Raw genomic sequence first — 15,336 nt, 5'->3', positions numbered from 1 at the left:
AAATGAAAGAGAAAGCGATGGAGAGGATAACCTCTTCGAAGATCGTGCGCGTGGCCATGGCGATGGCGCTCGTGCTGTCCGTTGTCATCGTCCCGGCTAAGGCTTACGCCTCCGGAGACGTGAGCGTATCGATCGGCAAGAACCTCCCCTATGCCGGCTACGCGACGACCCAGATGAGTGCGAACGGAAACGACGCCTACTGCATCGAGCCGTCGCGCTCCACGCCCGACGCGGGGACCTATCCGACGAGCGAGGCGGGGGATCTGGCGGCGGCCATGTGGTTCTCGTACGGCGCGCCCGGCTTCGACGCGTCCATGTGGCCTAGCTCCTGGTACGACGGAAGCGGCATGGACGAGGACAAGTACCGCGTGGCGAGCCACATCCTGCTCTCGTATGCCAACTTGGGCTCTGTCGCCGAGGCGACTTACGGCACGAATGCCGAGTTCGTCTCCTGGGCCGAGCGCGAGATCGTGGGCAACGTGTGGAGCCAGGTCAACGCACGTGCAGGCGAGGTCTCCACGGGATTTAGCGCCATCAGGATCCATGCGGGGTCTGATGCCCAGACGCTTGCCAGCTTCACGTGGGATCGTGGCGGTGTGAAGATCGCCAAGGTCGACGCGCAAGCCGGCGCAAGCGAGCAGGGCGACGCCTCGCTCGAGGGCGCCGAGTTCGCCATTGTCAACGCGTCGGGGATGAATTCCTTCGTGAACGGCCACAGCTATGCTGACGGCGAGACGGTCATGACCATCTCCACCTCCTGGGACGGATCGGCCTACACCGCGCAGACCGCAGGCGACGCGCTGCCGTGCGGCTCCTACCGCATCGTCGAGGCAAACGCTCCCGAGGGGTACCTCTCCTGGGACGGCGGGTTCGAGTCCACCATCGAGGGCGACGGCCAGGTCGTCGACCTTTCCGGCGATCCCGTCCAAGACGACGTGATCCGCGGCGGCGTGCAGGTGACCAAGGCGGACGCCGAGCTCGGCGAGTCCGAGGCGGTCGGAGGCAACGGGCACACGCCTGAAGGCGTCGGCACCACGCTTTCCGGCATCGAGTTCACCATAACGAACACGTCTTCGGCTAAGGTCCTCGTGGGGGACGCCTGGTACGAGCCAGGCGAAGTCGTCGCTACCGTCGAGACCGCATGGGACGAGGAAATCGGCTCCTACATCGCGAGGACCGCGCCCGACGCGCTTCCTTATGGCACCTACACCATCCAGGAGACCGCGACCAACGACTCCTACCTGCTCACCGACGGCGAGCCCAGGACCTTCAAGATCCGAACCGACGGCCTTACCGTGACCGCCGACGCGGAAGGCGGCGAGCTTGCCTTCTACAACCAGGTCGTCCGCAACGACCTCAAGCTCTCCAAGAAGGCCGAGGACACCAATGCGAGCCTGCAGGTCCCCTTCGCCATCACCAACGTGGCGACCGGCGAGACCCACGTGCTGGTGACCGACCGCAACGGCCAGGCTTCGACCGAGGCGGGCTGGAACAAGCACACTCAAAACACCAACGGCAACGACCACCTGCTCGAGGCAGAGGCCATCACCTCCGACATGATGGACGCCGAAGCCGGCATCTGGTTCGGACTGGGCGAGGACGGCTCGTCCGCTCCCGCCAACGACGCACTCGCCGCGCTGCCGCACGGTCAATACACCCTGGAGGAGCTTTCCTGCGAGGCCAACGAGGGCTACGAGCTCATCACCAAGACCTTCTGGATCGAGCGCGACTCCGGCGTGGCCGAGGCCGTCTGGATGACGCTCGACGACCAGGAGGGGCCGAAGATCGGGACGCAGGCAGCCGAGGCTGCCGACGGCGACCAGATCGCCCAGGCGAACGAGCAGATGACGCTCGTGGATACCGTCTACTACGAGAACCTCGAGTTCGGCAGCGCCTACACTCTCATCGGCACGCTCATGGTCAAGTCCACTGGCGAGCCTCTGCTCGACGCCGAAGGCAGCCCCGTGACCGCCACCAAGGAGTTCACGGCGAACAACACCAACGGCTCGGTCGACATCGAGTTCACCTTCGACGCGAGCCTGCTCGCGGGCGAGGACGTCGTGGCCTTCGAGAGCCTCGTCAAAGACGGGGTCGAGGTGGCTGCCCACGCCGATATCGAGGACGAGGGCCAGACGGTGCACTTCGTCGACATCGGCACCACGGCCGCGGACGCCGCGGACGGCGACAAGCTCGTGACGGGCTCCGAGGTCGTCATCGCCGACGAGGTGTCCTTCGAGGGTCTGACCCCTGGAGAGCTCCTATGCGCTCGAGGCGACGCTGATGGATGCCGAGACGGGCGAGCCGCTGAAAAGCGGCGAGGGGCCTCTTGCAGCCGATGTGACCGCGACCGTCGAGTTCACACCCGATGCCGCTGAGGGCACCCAGACCGTAGAGCTCTCCTTCGACTCGACCGGCCTCGGCGGGCACCGCCTGGTGGTGTTCGAGAAGCTGCTCGATCGCCGAAGGCACCGTCCTCGCGGTGCACGAGGACATCGAGGACGAGGGCCAGTCCGTCACGGTGGTCGAGATCGGGACCACGCTCGTCGACGCCGCCGACGGCGACCACATGGTCGAGAACGGGACGGTCAGCGTCGTGGATACCGTCGAGTATGAGGGGTTCGTCGCTGGCGAGACCTATACCGCCCACGGCACCATCATGGACAAGAGCACCGGCCTTGCCCTCGAGGACTCCGAGGGCAACCCTGTGACCTCTACCGCCGAGTTCGTGGCAGAAGGCTCGAATGGAACCGTCGAGGTGACCTTCGAGTTCGATGCTTCCCAGCTCGAGGAGGGTGCCGCCCTCGTGGCGTTCGAGGAGGTGCTCGACGTGAACGGAAACGTCATCGCGGTACATCAGGACCTCGAGGACGAGGGGCAGACGGTCGTCGTCGACAACCCCGAGACTCCTGGGACTCCCTACGACAAGACGGGTAACGATCTGCTTCCCGTATGGGTTCTGATCAGCGCCCTGGTCGTCTGCGGCGGCGCTGCGGGCGCATATGCGCTTCGCAGCCGCATCCGCCAAAGCGCATCAGTCGACGAGGTGTCTGCTGACGAGGTTTCCGAGGAATAGCCGGGTTTTCGGCTGATCGAAGAGGGCGGGGCGGCGATGAGCCTCCCCGCCCGTCTTTCTGGAGGTTCAAATGAACACTAATATCAAGCGGCGATTCGCGATCATGGTGACGGTGACGGCGCTGGTCGGTGCTGCGGCGCTGGGGCTGTGGCTCTTCAGCGTCCACGACAGGGCGGCAAATATAGACCCCTCTCCTATCTCGGGAGGCTCCGGCGAGAGCGGGGAAGACGATGGCTTTCCCGATGGTCGACTGGGACTACTGGCTGTCCGTGAACCCCGACATCGTGGCCTGGGTGAGCGTCCCGGGAACCGAGATCGACTATCCGGTGGTGCAGGCGAGCGCCGACGACCCGACCTTCTACCTCGACCACGACGTCTACCGCGGCTGGAACCCCTACGGATGCCCCTACCTCGACGCCGGCTGCGCGGAGCGGGGGATCGACAGCCCGCTCGCGCTCATGTTCGCCCACCACATGAACGACGGCAGCATGTTCTCGGCATTCGCAAGCTATTCCGACAGGGGGTTCGCGGAGGCCCACGACGAGATCCTCCTGCAGACGCCCGAGGGGGACATTCGCCTGAACGTCATCGCGGCGGACGTCGTGGATTCGAACGCCGAGCACAAGCGCTTGGAGTTCGCCGACGATGAGGAGCTCGACTCCTGGCTCGAGGAGCTGCTGGCAGAGGCGGACGTCGTGCTCGACGACGAGTGCCCAGGCAGATAGCGTCAAGGCGTTCTGCACCTGCAGCTACGGCAGGTGGAACGGGCACGAGAGGACGATAGTGTATGCGCAGGGAGGAGGTGGAGTGATGCTGTCGACCGTATGCTTCTTCATCGGCATGGCCATGGCGGCGTGCGCGATCGTGCGGGATACTGCCTGCATTCGATGCTGGGAGCCATGAGCGAGCACGGGGAGATGCGAGCCGGCGACAACGGGAAAGCTATCGATGGCCAGCATGATCGATGAAAGTGAGCAGGATGCCTTTCATACGTGCAACTTCAACTTCTCGACGAGACTGACAGTCGCAGCTTATGCCGCCGGCTAATGAACCCTCTGCTGTTGCAGGCTAGAATCGATTCCATGACGGGGCAGGGTGTGCGGCCGGCTGGACTACCTGCTCTGCTGCTGATTTATGTGTCTGAGGTAGAGGCGTGGAGGCGTAGAGGCGAAGCCATAGCGGGAATTGGCGCTACTTGTCCGAGGGCTTTTCTTCGGACTCTTTTTTCCATGGGAGCGGAATCTCAACCTTTGGAATCTCGAATTTCGGAAGGTTGATTTGCGGAAGATGAAAAAAACGCTTCTTCTTCCCGTCTTCAAAATTGCGTATTCTCTCGATGGGCTCAGACACGTCGCAAGGCGTCATCGCCTCAATCTGCGTGCTGTGCGTTGCCTCGACGTACGATTTGACGTTTTCCATCTGGTCGGCATCCAATTCCTTTCCATCCAGCATTTTCGAGAAGGCGGCGTAGAACGCCGTCTCGGCCTCGCTGAAGTCCCGTCCGGTCTCCAGGCGGTCCACCATAAGGGAGAAATAGTCGTTCATCGCGTATTGGAAGACGAGGCTTTCCTCGATCTGCTTGTGCAGGTCGTGCTTCTGGATGATCTGCCAGACCTGCAGAGTCCGATAGCGCGTGATGAGGGCGGATATCTCGTCATTTTGCTTCCGGACGGTCTCCTTGAGCTCGTCGGCTTTCTTCTGGAGTTTAGCGACCTGCCGGTGCAGCTCGTTTATCTCGGGTTGCCGGATGATGAAACCCACGCCTATGCCAAGGCATCCTGCCAACACGCCGACGATGGGGGCCAATAGATGCTGGGGTATTTTCATCTTCCCTCCAGATATCCGATGAGGCTGCTTACCGATGCCGAGGCTTCATCGTCGGAAACGGGGGTCTGGACGATTGCTGCGACTTCTTCGGAAATCCGGTCGTGCCTCATGATCTGTCTGTCCGCGGCGGTGCAGAGCCTTTCCGTCCTCTCTTCAAGACGCTTCGTGCGCTTCGCGCTTGCAGCAAGAAGGCCGCCGTAGGCCTTCACGAGCTGAGGCGCCATCGCATTGTTGATGTAAGGGACGCCTTTCTGGCGCACTGCGCCGAGCGCCGCCTGGCCGAAAAAGGCGACGCCCGTGCCGACCAGCTCTATCTGCGCCTTACGAACGGGATCCTCTATCGCGCGGGACTTGGCATAGCATCCGACAAGGAAGGCGACGAGGCCGCCTGCAGCGATGTCCTGGGCTCGGATCGTGAACATGTGGGAGTAGATCTCCTGGGCCATCTTCTTGTCGCCGCCCGCCTCGATGGAAAGCTCTTGAACCCAGTCGATGATCCGGTTCCAAGGCCTGCCGCCTTCCCGCTCGGTGTCGAGGTGCGAGCTTCCAGGCACGGGCAACCCTTGCTTGGACATCGTGTCGGCGAGCAGGTGACGGACTGCTTGCACGATGCCCATGAGGCCTTTCTGCTGGTACATCAGCTCGAAGGGGTTGTAGGGCATGAGCCCCCTGCCCGTCGCAAGCACATCGTGGCCGAACAGCAGCCTATGGAACATCACGTATGCCCTTTCGCCGTTGCGGGCGATGAAACCTTCTTCCGATGCGTAGACGTCCAAGGCGTCCCCTTTGTGGAAAAGCAGGGAGCCGAGCATCTGCTGGACGACCCCGCAATCGCCGGGATTGCCCGACGCTGCATCATGGACTTTCTCGAGCCACTTCGCGACATCGTCGTTCGTCGCGACGAACACGCCGACCAATCCCGATGCCATCGAGAAGCAAACGTCGAGCATGTCCAGGTCGGCCTGGGGCAGTTCTGCCTCTACGTCGGCATCGGCGAAAACACTCTCGATCCTCGACTCCATGTTCGCGAGGTCTCGCTCGTATGTGGCGATTTCATCCATGTTGGTCATTTCTCCGGCATTCCATCAGCGGGGCAGAGCTTCCACGACCCCGCTGGTTATTCCGCTGCATGTAGCCTTCCAGAACTCCAAGAAGTCTTTCTTCGATCTGGATTCGATTGCGTCCAATCCAAGTTGGGAGATTGCGTATCCCGTGTTCCATTTTCCGTCGCAGGGGGTGCTCGACATGATGATGAACCCCTTGTCCAGCAGATCGTTTGCCAGATCCACGAAGTCCGCCTTCTGGCAGAGGAGCACCTTCTCGTCGACGTAACGCCGCTCTTTCAGCGCCTTGAGCAGATCCCATCGGTTGTCGTCTTGTGTGCGGTTCTTTTTCTTCCTCGGCTCGTATCTCGCCCTCGCGTCTTCTGGGATGTCCCAAATGCCGCCGCACTTTTCGGCGCCTTCCATGAGCCCCCTTTTCAGCCAGCCTCTCAGTGTGCTCTCTGCGATGCCGTATCTGGCGCAGTATTGTGCGGGGCTCATGTCACTCTCCGTTCAAGACGATGCTCGCGTAGTCTTGGCTCTGATGGAAGAGGTGGGCGATGACGACGTCTTCCCCCTCCTTGAAGTAGAGGGCTATGTAGCCTTTCACTAGGACGGTGTGATAACCAAGCTTCGCGAGCGGCTCGAAACGCGAGAGGCGGTGCTCCACCGATCCGTCCTTCAAGCACTCGATGACATTCTCCCATTCGTCCAGGAACGCCGACGCGGTGTTGGGCCCGAAGCCGAGCAGGTACTCGACCGTGCCCTCGAGTTCGCGAAGCGCGGTTGGCTGTATCCGCACCCTACAGGCCATACTTCTCCCTCAAGGATTTGGTCGCCTCGAAAGCGTCGACGCTCTTTCCTTCGGCGCGCTCGCGCTCGGAGACCATGATGCGCTCGAGCAAACGGGCACGTGCCTCCGCCTGCTCCCATCGGCTGAAATCCGAGCTCTTCACGCACACGAAGCGGTCGTAGCCGTTCTTCGTCACGATAACCGGGGTGGGGCTCGTCGAGACCATCTCGTCGAATGCGGCTGTATCGCGGAGGTCTTTGATGGGTACGCACAACGACATTGGTTCTCCTTCCTATTGCATCTTAATGTACATTATTGTGTCACATTTCATATTTTGTTTCCAGTGTTTGGTGGGAGCGCGATTACAAGCTCACATGAAGCGGAATACGGCTTTGAAAAGCCAGCGTACGAACGACCCGATTCCCCTGAATATCGCTCTAATCATCTCCGTATCCTTCCATCCAGTCGCTCTCTTCGTCGTCTGCGGGCTCCATCTGGGCAGCCTCGGCTGCTATGGCGCGCTCGAGCACGTCGGGCGCGACGCCTATCGCCTCCGCCATGAGAGCAGAGCTCGCCGCGAGTCTCTCGTCCGAGTTCGAGAGGTAATCGTTCAGCCGCGCTATGCGGCTTGCGACCGAGCTTCCGGGCCCGGCGAAGAGGGCGGAGGCACGGTCGAGCTTCATCACATCTACTAATTCACCGAACATTCTTGCGAGCACTGTCTCGCCGTCCATCGCGACGCACTCGAACTCGCCAGCCTCTTTGGGGCTTGCCAGTTGGAACCTCCAGCCCTTCTCGCGCCGTGCCTCGGGAACTTCCTCGCCGTCGGTTCGGTAGCTTTCGTTCGCGACGTAGCAGTGGGCCGTGAGCCAAAGGCCGTTCTTCTCGGCATCCTCGTATTCGAGCGTAAAGTCGGCGAGCATGCTCTTGCCCGTGAACGGCTGTGCCTCGGTGAAGCGGTCGGTGTCGAACACCTCGATGCGACCGAAGTAGGCGACCTCCACCCTCATCGGGCCCCCCTCCCTTCTCGCCGCCGTTCCTGCTGCGGCTGCGTTTCGCGGCTGCGGTGTTTCACGCCGCTGCGGTTGGTGGACGTTTCCTTGTCCTGCGGCTTCCTTTGTTGCCTCGCCTGCGCGGTTTCGGGCAAGAGCCTGTTCTGCGCCATGTAGGCGCGTATCTCGCGCAGCGTGCCGGCGCGCTCGGTGGAATCGTCGTCGGCACGGCCCTCGAGCCTTTCGATCCTTCTGTCGAGGTCTGCCAGGCTGCGGGCGTTCAAGGACATGCACGTCTCGATGGCATCGGCCAGGCGCTTGAGCTCCTCCAGGTCGTTCAGCTCGACGGCGTTTGTGGCATGGGAGAGAATCTGCCGTGATGCCGCCGGGGCGGGGTGCCAGGCGGCGATCCTGGCGAAGCGCCGCCTGAGCGCCTCCTGGCCGAAGGAGAGCCCCAGCTTCTCGCCGCCGATGCGCCAGGTGGGGTGGTCGGCGAGCGAGTAGATCCAGTCGCGTCTCCAGGAGCGTCCCGAGTTTTGCACGGCTTCGACCTCGAGCGCCTCTAGAATCGCCATGAACTCGCTCTCGTTTCGCGCGAGCGCCTTGGCGACCGTGACCCGGTTGCGGATGTCGGCGACCCAGGAATACCCTCCTTCTTTTTGGATCTCCCGCTCGGCGCGCCGAATGTAGACTTTCTGCATCGAGCCAGGCGTCGCCTTGCGTGTCGGGCCCTCGTCGGTCTCCCTCACGGCATCGTCGCGCATGAAGCGGAGCCCCCTCTCTTCGGCGAGCTCCTGCAAGCTGCGATTGAGCTCGAGCGGGTCCGGGGTCTGCAGCCGGCGCTCGGTGGCGAGGTTGGTGTTGTTGACGACGATGTGGGCGTGGGGAATCCTACCCTCGTTGTCGTCGTGCAGAACAATTGCAACCTCGAAGTCGGCGAAGTGCCTCTTTGTCCACGTCTGTGCGAGCTCAGCGACCTGATCCGTCGAGAGCCCGTCCTGCGGGTCGGGCGACATCACGAAGTGCTTGAAGGTGCGCGCGGGCTTTCCCCGGTACGGCGTGTCGTTCCCGCAGGCATGCCTCGTCGCGTCCATCGACGCCGCCCAGTCAAACCCGATTGGGGCGGCAGCGACGTCCTCGAAGACGCGCTCTTCCTGCCACGCGAAGTTCATCACCTGTATCCCGAGCGCGCGTCCGTTCTTCTCGAGGTAGCTCTTGATACCGGCGCATCCCGTGTGGCCGGCTATGGGCTTCAGGAGCGGCATGCTAATCGCCGCCAACGATGGCGCGCGCCTCGAGCGAGGAGATGCGCTTCGCGATGTCCGCGCGCCCCTCGTCCACCTGCGTAAGCAGCAGCGCGCATTCGTCGAGCTTGCCGGACACCCACTCTAAGTCGCCTCTTCCGTGGTCGAGCGCGAACTTGATGGAGTTGAGGGCGTGCATGCCCTGGTTGTAGTGGTGCCCCCACTTGACGAGCTCGCGGGAGAGCTTCCGCATGGAGCTCCCGTCGAGCAGCACGCCGCCTCGCTGCGCGTTCACGGCGTCGTCTGTCACGAGGCGCACCACGTAGCGGAGGTACTCGGAGCGGGTGAGTTCCTCCTCCTCGGCGCGCTCGCGGACCGCGCGGAAGTCCGCGTCGCTCACGCGGGCTGTGAGCACGTTGTCGTATTTCAAGACCTTCGTCATCTTCTCGGTCCTTCGCATCCTTTGCCGCCCCGATATGGTGGAAGCTCGGGCGGCGTCCTTTCTGAGGGGCGCGGGGCATCCCCCGCATGGCGCGAGCCGGCGCGTTTACGTGCTGCGGCGCGCTTGGCGGCATAGCCCCTCGCCTACCTCGTCGGCGGTGGGGCGGGGCAGTGGGCCGCCGGAAGGCGTCCCTGCCGCCATCTATCTCGCGTATACGAGATAGGCTACTTGCTGGAAACGGTGCAGGAGCCCTAGTGGGGCACCTGCCTGGGTTCTACCTGCCCTCGAGGAGCTTTCGAGCCGTCTCGGCGATCTCCTCGAGTGTCTTCCTGTCAAGCTCGTTCGGCGTGCTCTTCACTTTCGATTCATAGCGCCTGAGCGCGCGGAGGGCGCTGCTGAGCGGGGCAGAGGGCTTTGGGACGGGATCCTTCGCTGATTCCCTCGGTTCGGACTTGCCTGTCTCCCTCTTCAGGAACTCGGTCGTCTCCTTCTTTCCGAGAGGCTGCTTCTCCCATGCGCCGTAGAGGCGCTTCTGCTCTTCGGGACTCTGCTTCGCCAGGACGTTTACGGCGTCTGCCGACAGAGCGTCGGACAATGCTGCCTCGCGCCATTCGGGAACGAGTTGCTCCTCGATCTTGCGGGCAAGGGACTCCTGGCGCTGGATGGTCTTGCCGGACACCTTGCGCCCTGTCTGCTCCGAAATGATCGCCGCCTTGATGTCCTCCGTGCGCACGCCGGAAAGCTCGGGGTTCTCGGCGCGCATGCGCTCGACCTCCACGCCGAGTGCGCGGCTTGCGGCTGCGCGCTCTGATACGGTGAGGTTGCGCACGAAGTAGTTGGCGGCGTGCAGCAGCAGGACCGACTGCTCGTCGGTTATGCCCCGGATGACGCGGCAGGGAATCTGCGCGTAGCGCTCGTCTTCTTCGGCAAGCAGGGCGTAAGCCGCCTTGCGGCGGTGTCCGCTCACCATCTGCCAGCCCCCGTCGTCGAGCTTGCGGACGAGCGGCAGGTCGGTGAGGCCCTCCTCTTCGATGCTTCTCGCAAGTTGGGCTATGCCCGCATCGTCCATAGAGTAGGCGGCGTTTGCGGGGTGGTCGGCTATCACGCTGACGGGGATCCGCTCGACGGGGTAGTCGTTCCGGGTCGATGTGTTCTTGTCGAGCAGGCCCGAGATGGTGAAGCCGGAGGCGATGGATTTAGCCATGGAGCACCTCTTCGGCGAGCCTCTGGTAGTCCTTCGCGGGGCGGCTGTCGGGCCTGAACGTCGTCACGGGCTGCCACTGCCAGCTTCCCTCGCACACCTTGGAACTCGCGTGTATGACGGTTTCGAACTGGTTGTCGGGAAAGTAGGAGTCGAGGACCTCGGCCCCGGTCGCTTCCGCGTTGGTCATGAGCCCGGGCACGCAGGTGCGTAGGATGCGCCATGCGGGCGTGGGCACGCGCAGCGCGTCTGCGATGGACTCGATGGCTCTGACCGTGAGGGCGGTGCCGCGCATGACGGTGGAGTCGAGCTTCACCGGCACGATTACCATGCCGTCGCCCGCTGCGGCGAGGTAGGCGTTGAAGGCGAGGCGCTTCATCGTGGGGCTGCAGTCGACGATGCAGACGTCGTAGTCGCTCGCGCAGTCGTCGAGCGCGAAGCGCAGGCGCTGCTCACGGAGCAGAAGCTCGTTCTGGTCGACGAGCTCGATGGTCGAGGGCACGACGGAGAGTCCTGCCGTCTCGGTCTCGAAAGCCACGTCTTCAACGGGGGCGTTGCTGTAGAGGAGCTCGACGGCGCTTCGGTGTTCGCTCGCGGCGCGGTCGTAGAGCCCGAAGAAGTCCGTGGCAGAAGCCTGCGGGTCCAGGTCGATCAGCAGGACCCTCAGACCCCGCCTGGCGTAGATAGTGGCGAGGTTGACCGCCGTGGTGGTCTTTCCGACTCCGCCCTTGTAGTTCGATATCGCGAGCGCCCTCATGATTCCTCCGTCCTCTCTGTCGATCGTCGACGGCGTTTACCCCGAGTATACAGAACGAAAACGTTCTGTTAATACCGACCGTTCACCATGGGATGGCGGTTCGCCATGGGGCGAGCCGCCTGCAAACGGCCCCCTCCGTCCGGAGGGGGCCTGCCCAGGCGGGCCCGGAGGTCCTAGAACTCGCCGAAGGCGTTGATGTGGTGCCTGAGCAGCGCGCGGTCCTCGCCGACGACGATCATGCTGATCTTGTCGAACCTCACGCCGACCGATTCGGCGAAGTCGTTCTCGGCGAGCCAGGAGACCGCGAGCAGCTCCATCGTCTCGCGATCGTTCCTCCCGTCGCCGAAGCCGGCGCCGGAGTTCGGGCGCGCGGAGACGTCGACGAACACGAGGTCGTCGGACTCGGGGTCGCGTGCAACCAGGTCGATGGTTCCTCTCGCCTCGGGCGACTTCCACCCGGTCGCGAGCGTCTCGTAGCCGCGGATCTCGAGGAAGCGGGCCGCCGCCTCGACCGCCCTGTCCTGGAGAGTGGGATTGGTGTTCATGGTGACCTCCGTTCGGTTGGGGCGGAGCCCCTTGCCCCGCCTTGTGGCATCGGGGCCGCACCGCCTGCCGCGCCCCGCAAGGGAGGAAGCGAAGGCGCGTTCCTCGTCCCATCGGGCCGTTGGTTTTCCGAAGCCCGGAGGGCGCTTTGTTTTGCCGCTTTCGCCTTTTCTCTCGGGCGGCAAAAGAAATCGGAAAAGCATCGCGACCCTTGCGGGGCGCATCGGGCGGCTGTGCGAGCCTTTGATGCCCGAGGAGGAGGCAAGGAGATCCGATCAAACGGAGCCCGCCGTGCCGCGAATGCCCTCAGGAGGCTGTCTGAGGGTCGGCTGCTCGGGGGAAGCCCTTTCCGGGCCGCCCAGCGGAGCTAGTCCCGCGCCATCCTGAGAACCGCCGCGTCCTGCTGCGCCACGTCGTCCCCGACCGCCCCGAGCTCGTCGGCGCCGAGGTCGATGAACACGCGCGTCAGCACCTGCATGAGCTCGATGAGACGCTCGTCGATGCCGTCGGCGCTCCTGAGTCTTCTGAGCTCGACGTAGACGGATCTCATCTGGTCGCGCAGCATTCTGTAGACCCTCACGTTCGGGCTGACGTTTATGTCGCGGCACTCGAGCCTGGAGGTTATGTAGTCCTGCTTGGTCATGCCGCTTGCTGCGACGAGGGCGTTTATTACCTCGTCCTCCTCCGGCGAGACCCGGAACGCTATCGTCTTGCTGCGCCGACGCCCTTTGTAATCGACGATCGGTCTGGACATCAGGGCCTCCTTCCCTGGTCGAGCGCCGCCGCCATGTCCGACTGCTTGCTGGGGAAGAGGTGGGCGTAGCGAAGTGTCATCTCGTAGGTCTCGTGTCCCAGCCGGTCCGCTATGGCGAGCGGGCTGAAGCCCATCTCTATGAGAAGCGATACGTGGCTGTGGCGGAGGTCGTGAATCCGAATCGGCTCGAGGCCGCACGCGGCGCATCCTCGCTTCATCTCGTGGTGCAGGTAGTTTTTGGTAAAGCAGAAGATGCGGCAGGCGCGCCGCTCCTCGGGGATTGATCTGAGGAGATCGGCGAGCTCGTCTGCGAGGAACTCCGGCATAACTACGTCCCTTTTCGATTTGGGTGTCTTGGGCGACGTGATGACATCCCTTCTCTTGATTCGCTGGTAGCTTTTGGTGACGTGGATGAGGCATCTTTTGAGATCGATGTCGTCAGGCTCGAGCGCGAGGAGCTCTCCGACCCTCAAGCCGCACCAGTAGAGGATCTCGAAAGCGTAGAAGCTTGCCGGCTTGTCCATGATTTCCTCGCTGAACATAAGGTACTGCTCCTTCGTCCAGAACCTCATCTCCGAGCCCTTCCGCTCGCCGATCTTGATGGTCGGGGTGGCGGGGCTCTTTCCCAGTCCGTAGTACTTGACGGCATGGTTGAATATGGCGTTCAGCTGGTTGTTTATGGTTCGCAGGTAGGTGCCGCTGTATGGCTTCCCCTCGTCGTCGTACGAGCCCAGCATCCTGTTCTGCCAGTCCACCACGTCTTTGGGGGTGATGTCGCGCATCCTCTTCGATCCGAAGAACGGCACTATCTTCGTGCGTATGATGTGCTCCTTGGTGAGCCAGGTGTTGAGCTTGAGCCTTGGCCTCACGTCTTCGGAGTATCTCTTTACGAATGCCTCGAAGGGCATCGACATCGACCCGTCGGCAGAGGCCAGAAACTCCGCCTCCCACGCTAGAGCCTCGTCTCTGGTCGCGAACCCGCGCTTCACCTTGTGCCTGCGGCTTCCGTCGATGTCGCTGTAATAGCATTGGACGTACCAAGAACCTGTTTTCTCATTCACGTAGGCGGGCATCAGCGTGCCTCTCGTCTGGGGGCTCCGTCGCCACAGTGGAAACGCTCGTAGAAATACTTTCGGCTCACCTTCCCTTTGATGGTTGTGTACCCCTTCTGCTCCATCTCCGAGTTCAGCATCCTGATGATGCGATAGGCATAGGGCCTGCTGATGCTCAGGGCGCGCATGACCTCTTCGACCCCCATGATCACCGGCTGCGAGTTCTGATCCATTTTTTCCTCCTGTCGTTCGGATGACAGAACAAAAGCGTTCTGCTTCTCGCGACATTAACAGAACGAAAATGTTCGGTCAAGACAAATTGAGAACGTTTTTGTTCTCTAGTATCATGGACGGAAATCAATTGAAGGAGAAAAGATGACGATGGGGAACCGCATAAGGACACTCAGGGAATCTCGGGGAATGACGCAGCGGCAGCTCGCCGAGGCCGCCGGCTGCACTGATGCCGCCATCAGAAACTACGAGGCGGACAGGAGGGTGCTCAAAGGCTCTGCCCTGGATGCAATCGCAGGTGCCCTCGAGGTCGCCCCCGAAGCTCTCATGCCGGTTCACGTCGAGTCCGCAAGGGACGCCCTCGAGCTCCTCTTCAGAATCGAGGAGGAGTTCGGACTCAGGCCCGTCGGCGACGGCAGGCTGGCAGTCGAAAGCGATGCCGAAAAGGCGCCAAAGCTCGCGGCCGCCATCAAGATATGGGAGTCTCAGAGGAGCGCCCTCGACCACGGAGAAATAACGCCCGAGGAATACGAGTTCTGGAAGATGGGGATTGGCGGACGCTAGGCAACATGCCGTAAGGCGGTCGAAGATTATGTTGCCAGCATGTTGTCGCATAGAGACCGCCCGGTATGGGATTTGCTCGCCGTAGTTTGCCAGGAGAAGAGCGTTGAAAGTCATTATTGACCAATGTTCAATAATGACTTACCATGAGACCGAGGAGGTGGAAGGCATGAGCAGGATCGTCAAGAACCCGGATGAGCGCAGACGGGAGCTGCTCGTCACGGCGATGCGCCTCTTCGCCGAGGAGGGCTACGATAACGTCTCGGTGAGGGCTGTGGCGCGGGCGGCGGGAGTGGCGCCGGGGCTCGCCTACCACTACTTCGACTCGAAGCAGAACATGTTCGACGCCGCCATCGAGGAGTACTCGCGGCGTTGCGCCGAGGGCATCATCGCGATCCTCGACGACCGGTGCCTCTCGCTCGACGAGAAGCTCGACCGAGCAATCGAGGCAGGGTCCGACCCCGGCGCGTTCGACTACGCCGACTTCTTCCACGCGGAGGGCAACGGCACGCTCCACGACAGGCTCTCGCTGGGCATGTGCGAGGCGGTGCAGCCCCATCTCCGCGCGGCGCTCGAGCTCGACGCGCTGCTCAGGGGCGGCCCCCGGGGCGACGCGGACGGGCTCGCCGCCCTCATGGCGTACGGGTGCATCGGGCTCGCTTCGGGGCCCGGCATGCCGGACGAGGGCGCCGTGAAAACCGCCAAGCGCTACTTCGCCGCCCTGGTCGCCGAGTTCAGGTCGAGTGTGAAGGCAGATTAGAGAACCGCCCCAATTCCGGTTGGGGCTTTTCTTGTGAGTAGATATTGAACAATGCTCAATAGA

Annotated in this window: 20 protein-coding genes; 6 read left to right on the top strand and 14 right to left on the bottom strand. The window is 62.6% G+C overall.

Going from position 1 to position 15,336, the window contains the following annotated elements:
* Positions 1 to 2: 2 nt before the first annotated feature.
* From ABGT83_RS07025 to ABGT83_RS07010, 4 genes are all read left to right on the top strand, one after another.
* Positions 3 to 2,375 carry a VaFE repeat-containing surface-anchored protein gene (locus tag ABGT83_RS07025; protein ID WP_346686638.1) on the top strand — a complete coding sequence of 791 codons (2,373 nt, stop codon included), beginning with the start codon at positions 3 to 5 and terminating at the stop codon, positions 2,373 to 2,375.
* On the top strand, positions 2,281 to 2,613 hold the full coding sequence (locus ABGT83_RS07020) for a VaFE repeat-containing surface-anchored protein (RefSeq protein WP_346686637.1): 333 nt from the start codon (positions 2,281 to 2,283) through the stop codon (positions 2,611 to 2,613). The genes ABGT83_RS07025 and ABGT83_RS07020 overlap by 95 nt, the downstream gene beginning before the upstream one ends.
* Positions 2,519 to 3,073 carry a VaFE repeat-containing surface-anchored protein gene (locus ABGT83_RS07015; protein WP_428994605.1) on the top strand — a complete coding sequence of 185 codons (555 nt, stop codon included), beginning with the start codon at positions 2,519 to 2,521 and terminating at the stop codon, positions 3,071 to 3,073. Before ABGT83_RS07020 ends, ABGT83_RS07015 begins: the two co-directional genes overlap by 95 nt.
* A 230-nt stretch (positions 3,074 to 3,303) precedes the next feature.
* Entirely contained in the window at positions 3,304 to 3,798 is a 495-nt protein-coding gene (locus ABGT83_RS07010; protein WP_346686635.1) for a class B sortase, read from the top strand.
* A 466-nt stretch (positions 3,799 to 4,264) separates the two neighbouring features.
* On the opposite strand, the gene ABGT83_RS07005 is transcribed toward ABGT83_RS07010, so the two are convergent.
* From ABGT83_RS07005 to ABGT83_RS06940, 14 genes are all read right to left on the bottom strand, one after another.
* A complete protein-coding gene (locus ABGT83_RS07005; protein ID WP_013979918.1) occupies positions 4,265 to 4,900 on the bottom strand; it encodes a hypothetical protein in 636 nt (211 codons plus the stop codon).
* Positions 4,897 to 5,970: a hypothetical protein gene (locus tag ABGT83_RS07000; RefSeq protein ID WP_013979917.1), complete on the bottom strand. Its 1,074-nt coding sequence runs from the start codon at positions 5,968 to 5,970 to the stop codon at positions 4,897 to 4,899. The genes ABGT83_RS07005 and ABGT83_RS07000 overlap by 4 nt, the downstream gene beginning before the upstream one ends.
* A gap of 15 nt (positions 5,971 to 5,985) precedes the next feature.
* Positions 5,986 to 6,444, bottom strand: coding sequence for a hypothetical protein (locus ABGT83_RS06995; protein ID WP_013979916.1), 459 nt, complete (start codon positions 6,442 to 6,444; stop codon positions 5,986 to 5,988).
* Between the two features lies 1 nt (position 6,445).
* Positions 6,446 to 6,757, bottom strand: a complete 312-nt coding sequence (locus tag ABGT83_RS06990) for a type II toxin-antitoxin system RelE/ParE family toxin (protein WP_013979915.1) — start codon at positions 6,755 to 6,757, stop codon at positions 6,446 to 6,448.
* Complete coding sequence (locus tag ABGT83_RS06985) at positions 6,747 to 7,016, bottom strand: polyribonucleotide nucleotidyltransferase (RefSeq protein ID WP_013979914.1); 270 nt, start codon at positions 7,014 to 7,016, stop codon at positions 6,747 to 6,749. The genes ABGT83_RS06990 and ABGT83_RS06985 overlap by 11 nt, the downstream gene beginning before the upstream one ends.
* A 157-nt stretch (positions 7,017 to 7,173) precedes the next feature.
* A complete protein-coding gene (locus tag ABGT83_RS06980; protein ID WP_013979913.1) occupies positions 7,174 to 7,746 on the bottom strand; it encodes a hypothetical protein in 573 nt (190 codons plus the stop codon).
* Positions 7,743 to 8,993, bottom strand: a complete 1,251-nt coding sequence (locus ABGT83_RS06975) for a relaxase/mobilization nuclease domain-containing protein (protein WP_013979912.1) — start codon at positions 8,991 to 8,993, stop codon at positions 7,743 to 7,745. Before ABGT83_RS06975 ends, ABGT83_RS06980 begins: the two co-directional genes overlap by 4 nt.
* 1 nt (position 8,994) lies before the next feature.
* Positions 8,995 to 9,414 carry a DNA-binding protein gene (locus ABGT83_RS06970; protein ID WP_232501740.1) on the bottom strand — a complete coding sequence of 140 codons (420 nt, stop codon included), beginning with the start codon at positions 9,412 to 9,414 and terminating at the stop codon, positions 8,995 to 8,997.
* Between the two features lie 274 nt (positions 9,415 to 9,688).
* Complete coding sequence (locus ABGT83_RS06965; RefSeq protein WP_013979910.1) at positions 9,689 to 10,618, bottom strand: ParB/RepB/Spo0J family partition protein; 930 nt, start codon at positions 10,616 to 10,618, stop codon at positions 9,689 to 9,691.
* Positions 10,611 to 11,372: a ParA family protein gene (locus ABGT83_RS06960; RefSeq protein ID WP_013979909.1), complete on the bottom strand. Its 762-nt coding sequence runs from the start codon at positions 11,370 to 11,372 to the stop codon at positions 10,611 to 10,613. Before ABGT83_RS06960 ends, ABGT83_RS06965 begins: the two co-directional genes overlap by 8 nt.
* Positions 11,373 to 11,545: 173 nt before the next feature.
* Complete coding sequence (locus tag ABGT83_RS06955) at positions 11,546 to 11,917, bottom strand: YraN family protein (RefSeq protein WP_013979908.1); 372 nt, start codon at positions 11,915 to 11,917, stop codon at positions 11,546 to 11,548.
* 365 nt (positions 11,918 to 12,282) lie between these two features.
* Complete coding sequence (locus ABGT83_RS06950) at positions 12,283 to 12,669, bottom strand: plasmid mobilization protein (protein ID WP_346686631.1); 387 nt, start codon at positions 12,667 to 12,669, stop codon at positions 12,283 to 12,285.
* Positions 12,669 to 13,742 (bottom strand): site-specific integrase, encoded by a 1,074-nt coding sequence (locus ABGT83_RS06945; RefSeq protein WP_013979906.1) that lies wholly within the window; start codon positions 13,740 to 13,742, stop codon positions 12,669 to 12,671. Before ABGT83_RS06945 ends, ABGT83_RS06950 begins: the two co-directional genes overlap by 1 nt.
* Positions 13,742 to 13,954 carry a hypothetical protein gene (locus ABGT83_RS06940; RefSeq protein WP_013979905.1) on the bottom strand — a complete coding sequence of 71 codons (213 nt, stop codon included), beginning with the start codon at positions 13,952 to 13,954 and terminating at the stop codon, positions 13,742 to 13,744. Before ABGT83_RS06940 ends, ABGT83_RS06945 begins: the two co-directional genes overlap by 1 nt.
* A 142-nt stretch (positions 13,955 to 14,096) precedes the next feature.
* Here ABGT83_RS06940 and ABGT83_RS06935 point away from each other — a divergent pair, with 142 nt between their 5' ends.
* Entirely contained in the window at positions 14,097 to 14,516 is a 420-nt protein-coding gene (locus ABGT83_RS06935) for a helix-turn-helix domain-containing protein (RefSeq protein ID WP_013979904.1), read from the top strand.
* Between the two features lie 166 nt (positions 14,517 to 14,682).
* Complete coding sequence (locus tag ABGT83_RS06930; protein WP_013979903.1) at positions 14,683 to 15,273, top strand: TetR/AcrR family transcriptional regulator; 591 nt, start codon at positions 14,683 to 14,685, stop codon at positions 15,271 to 15,273.
* Positions 15,274 to 15,336 lie beyond the last annotated feature (63 nt).

The sequence above is a fragment of the Enteroscipio rubneri genome (genome assembly GCF_963929405.1).
In the GTDB taxonomy this organism is placed as follows: Bacteria; Actinomycetota; Coriobacteriia; order Coriobacteriales; family Eggerthellaceae; genus Enteroscipio; species Enteroscipio rubneri.
The sequence above is the reverse complement of the archived record's forward strand: the minus strand, read 5'-3'. Positions and strand labels throughout refer to the sequence as shown.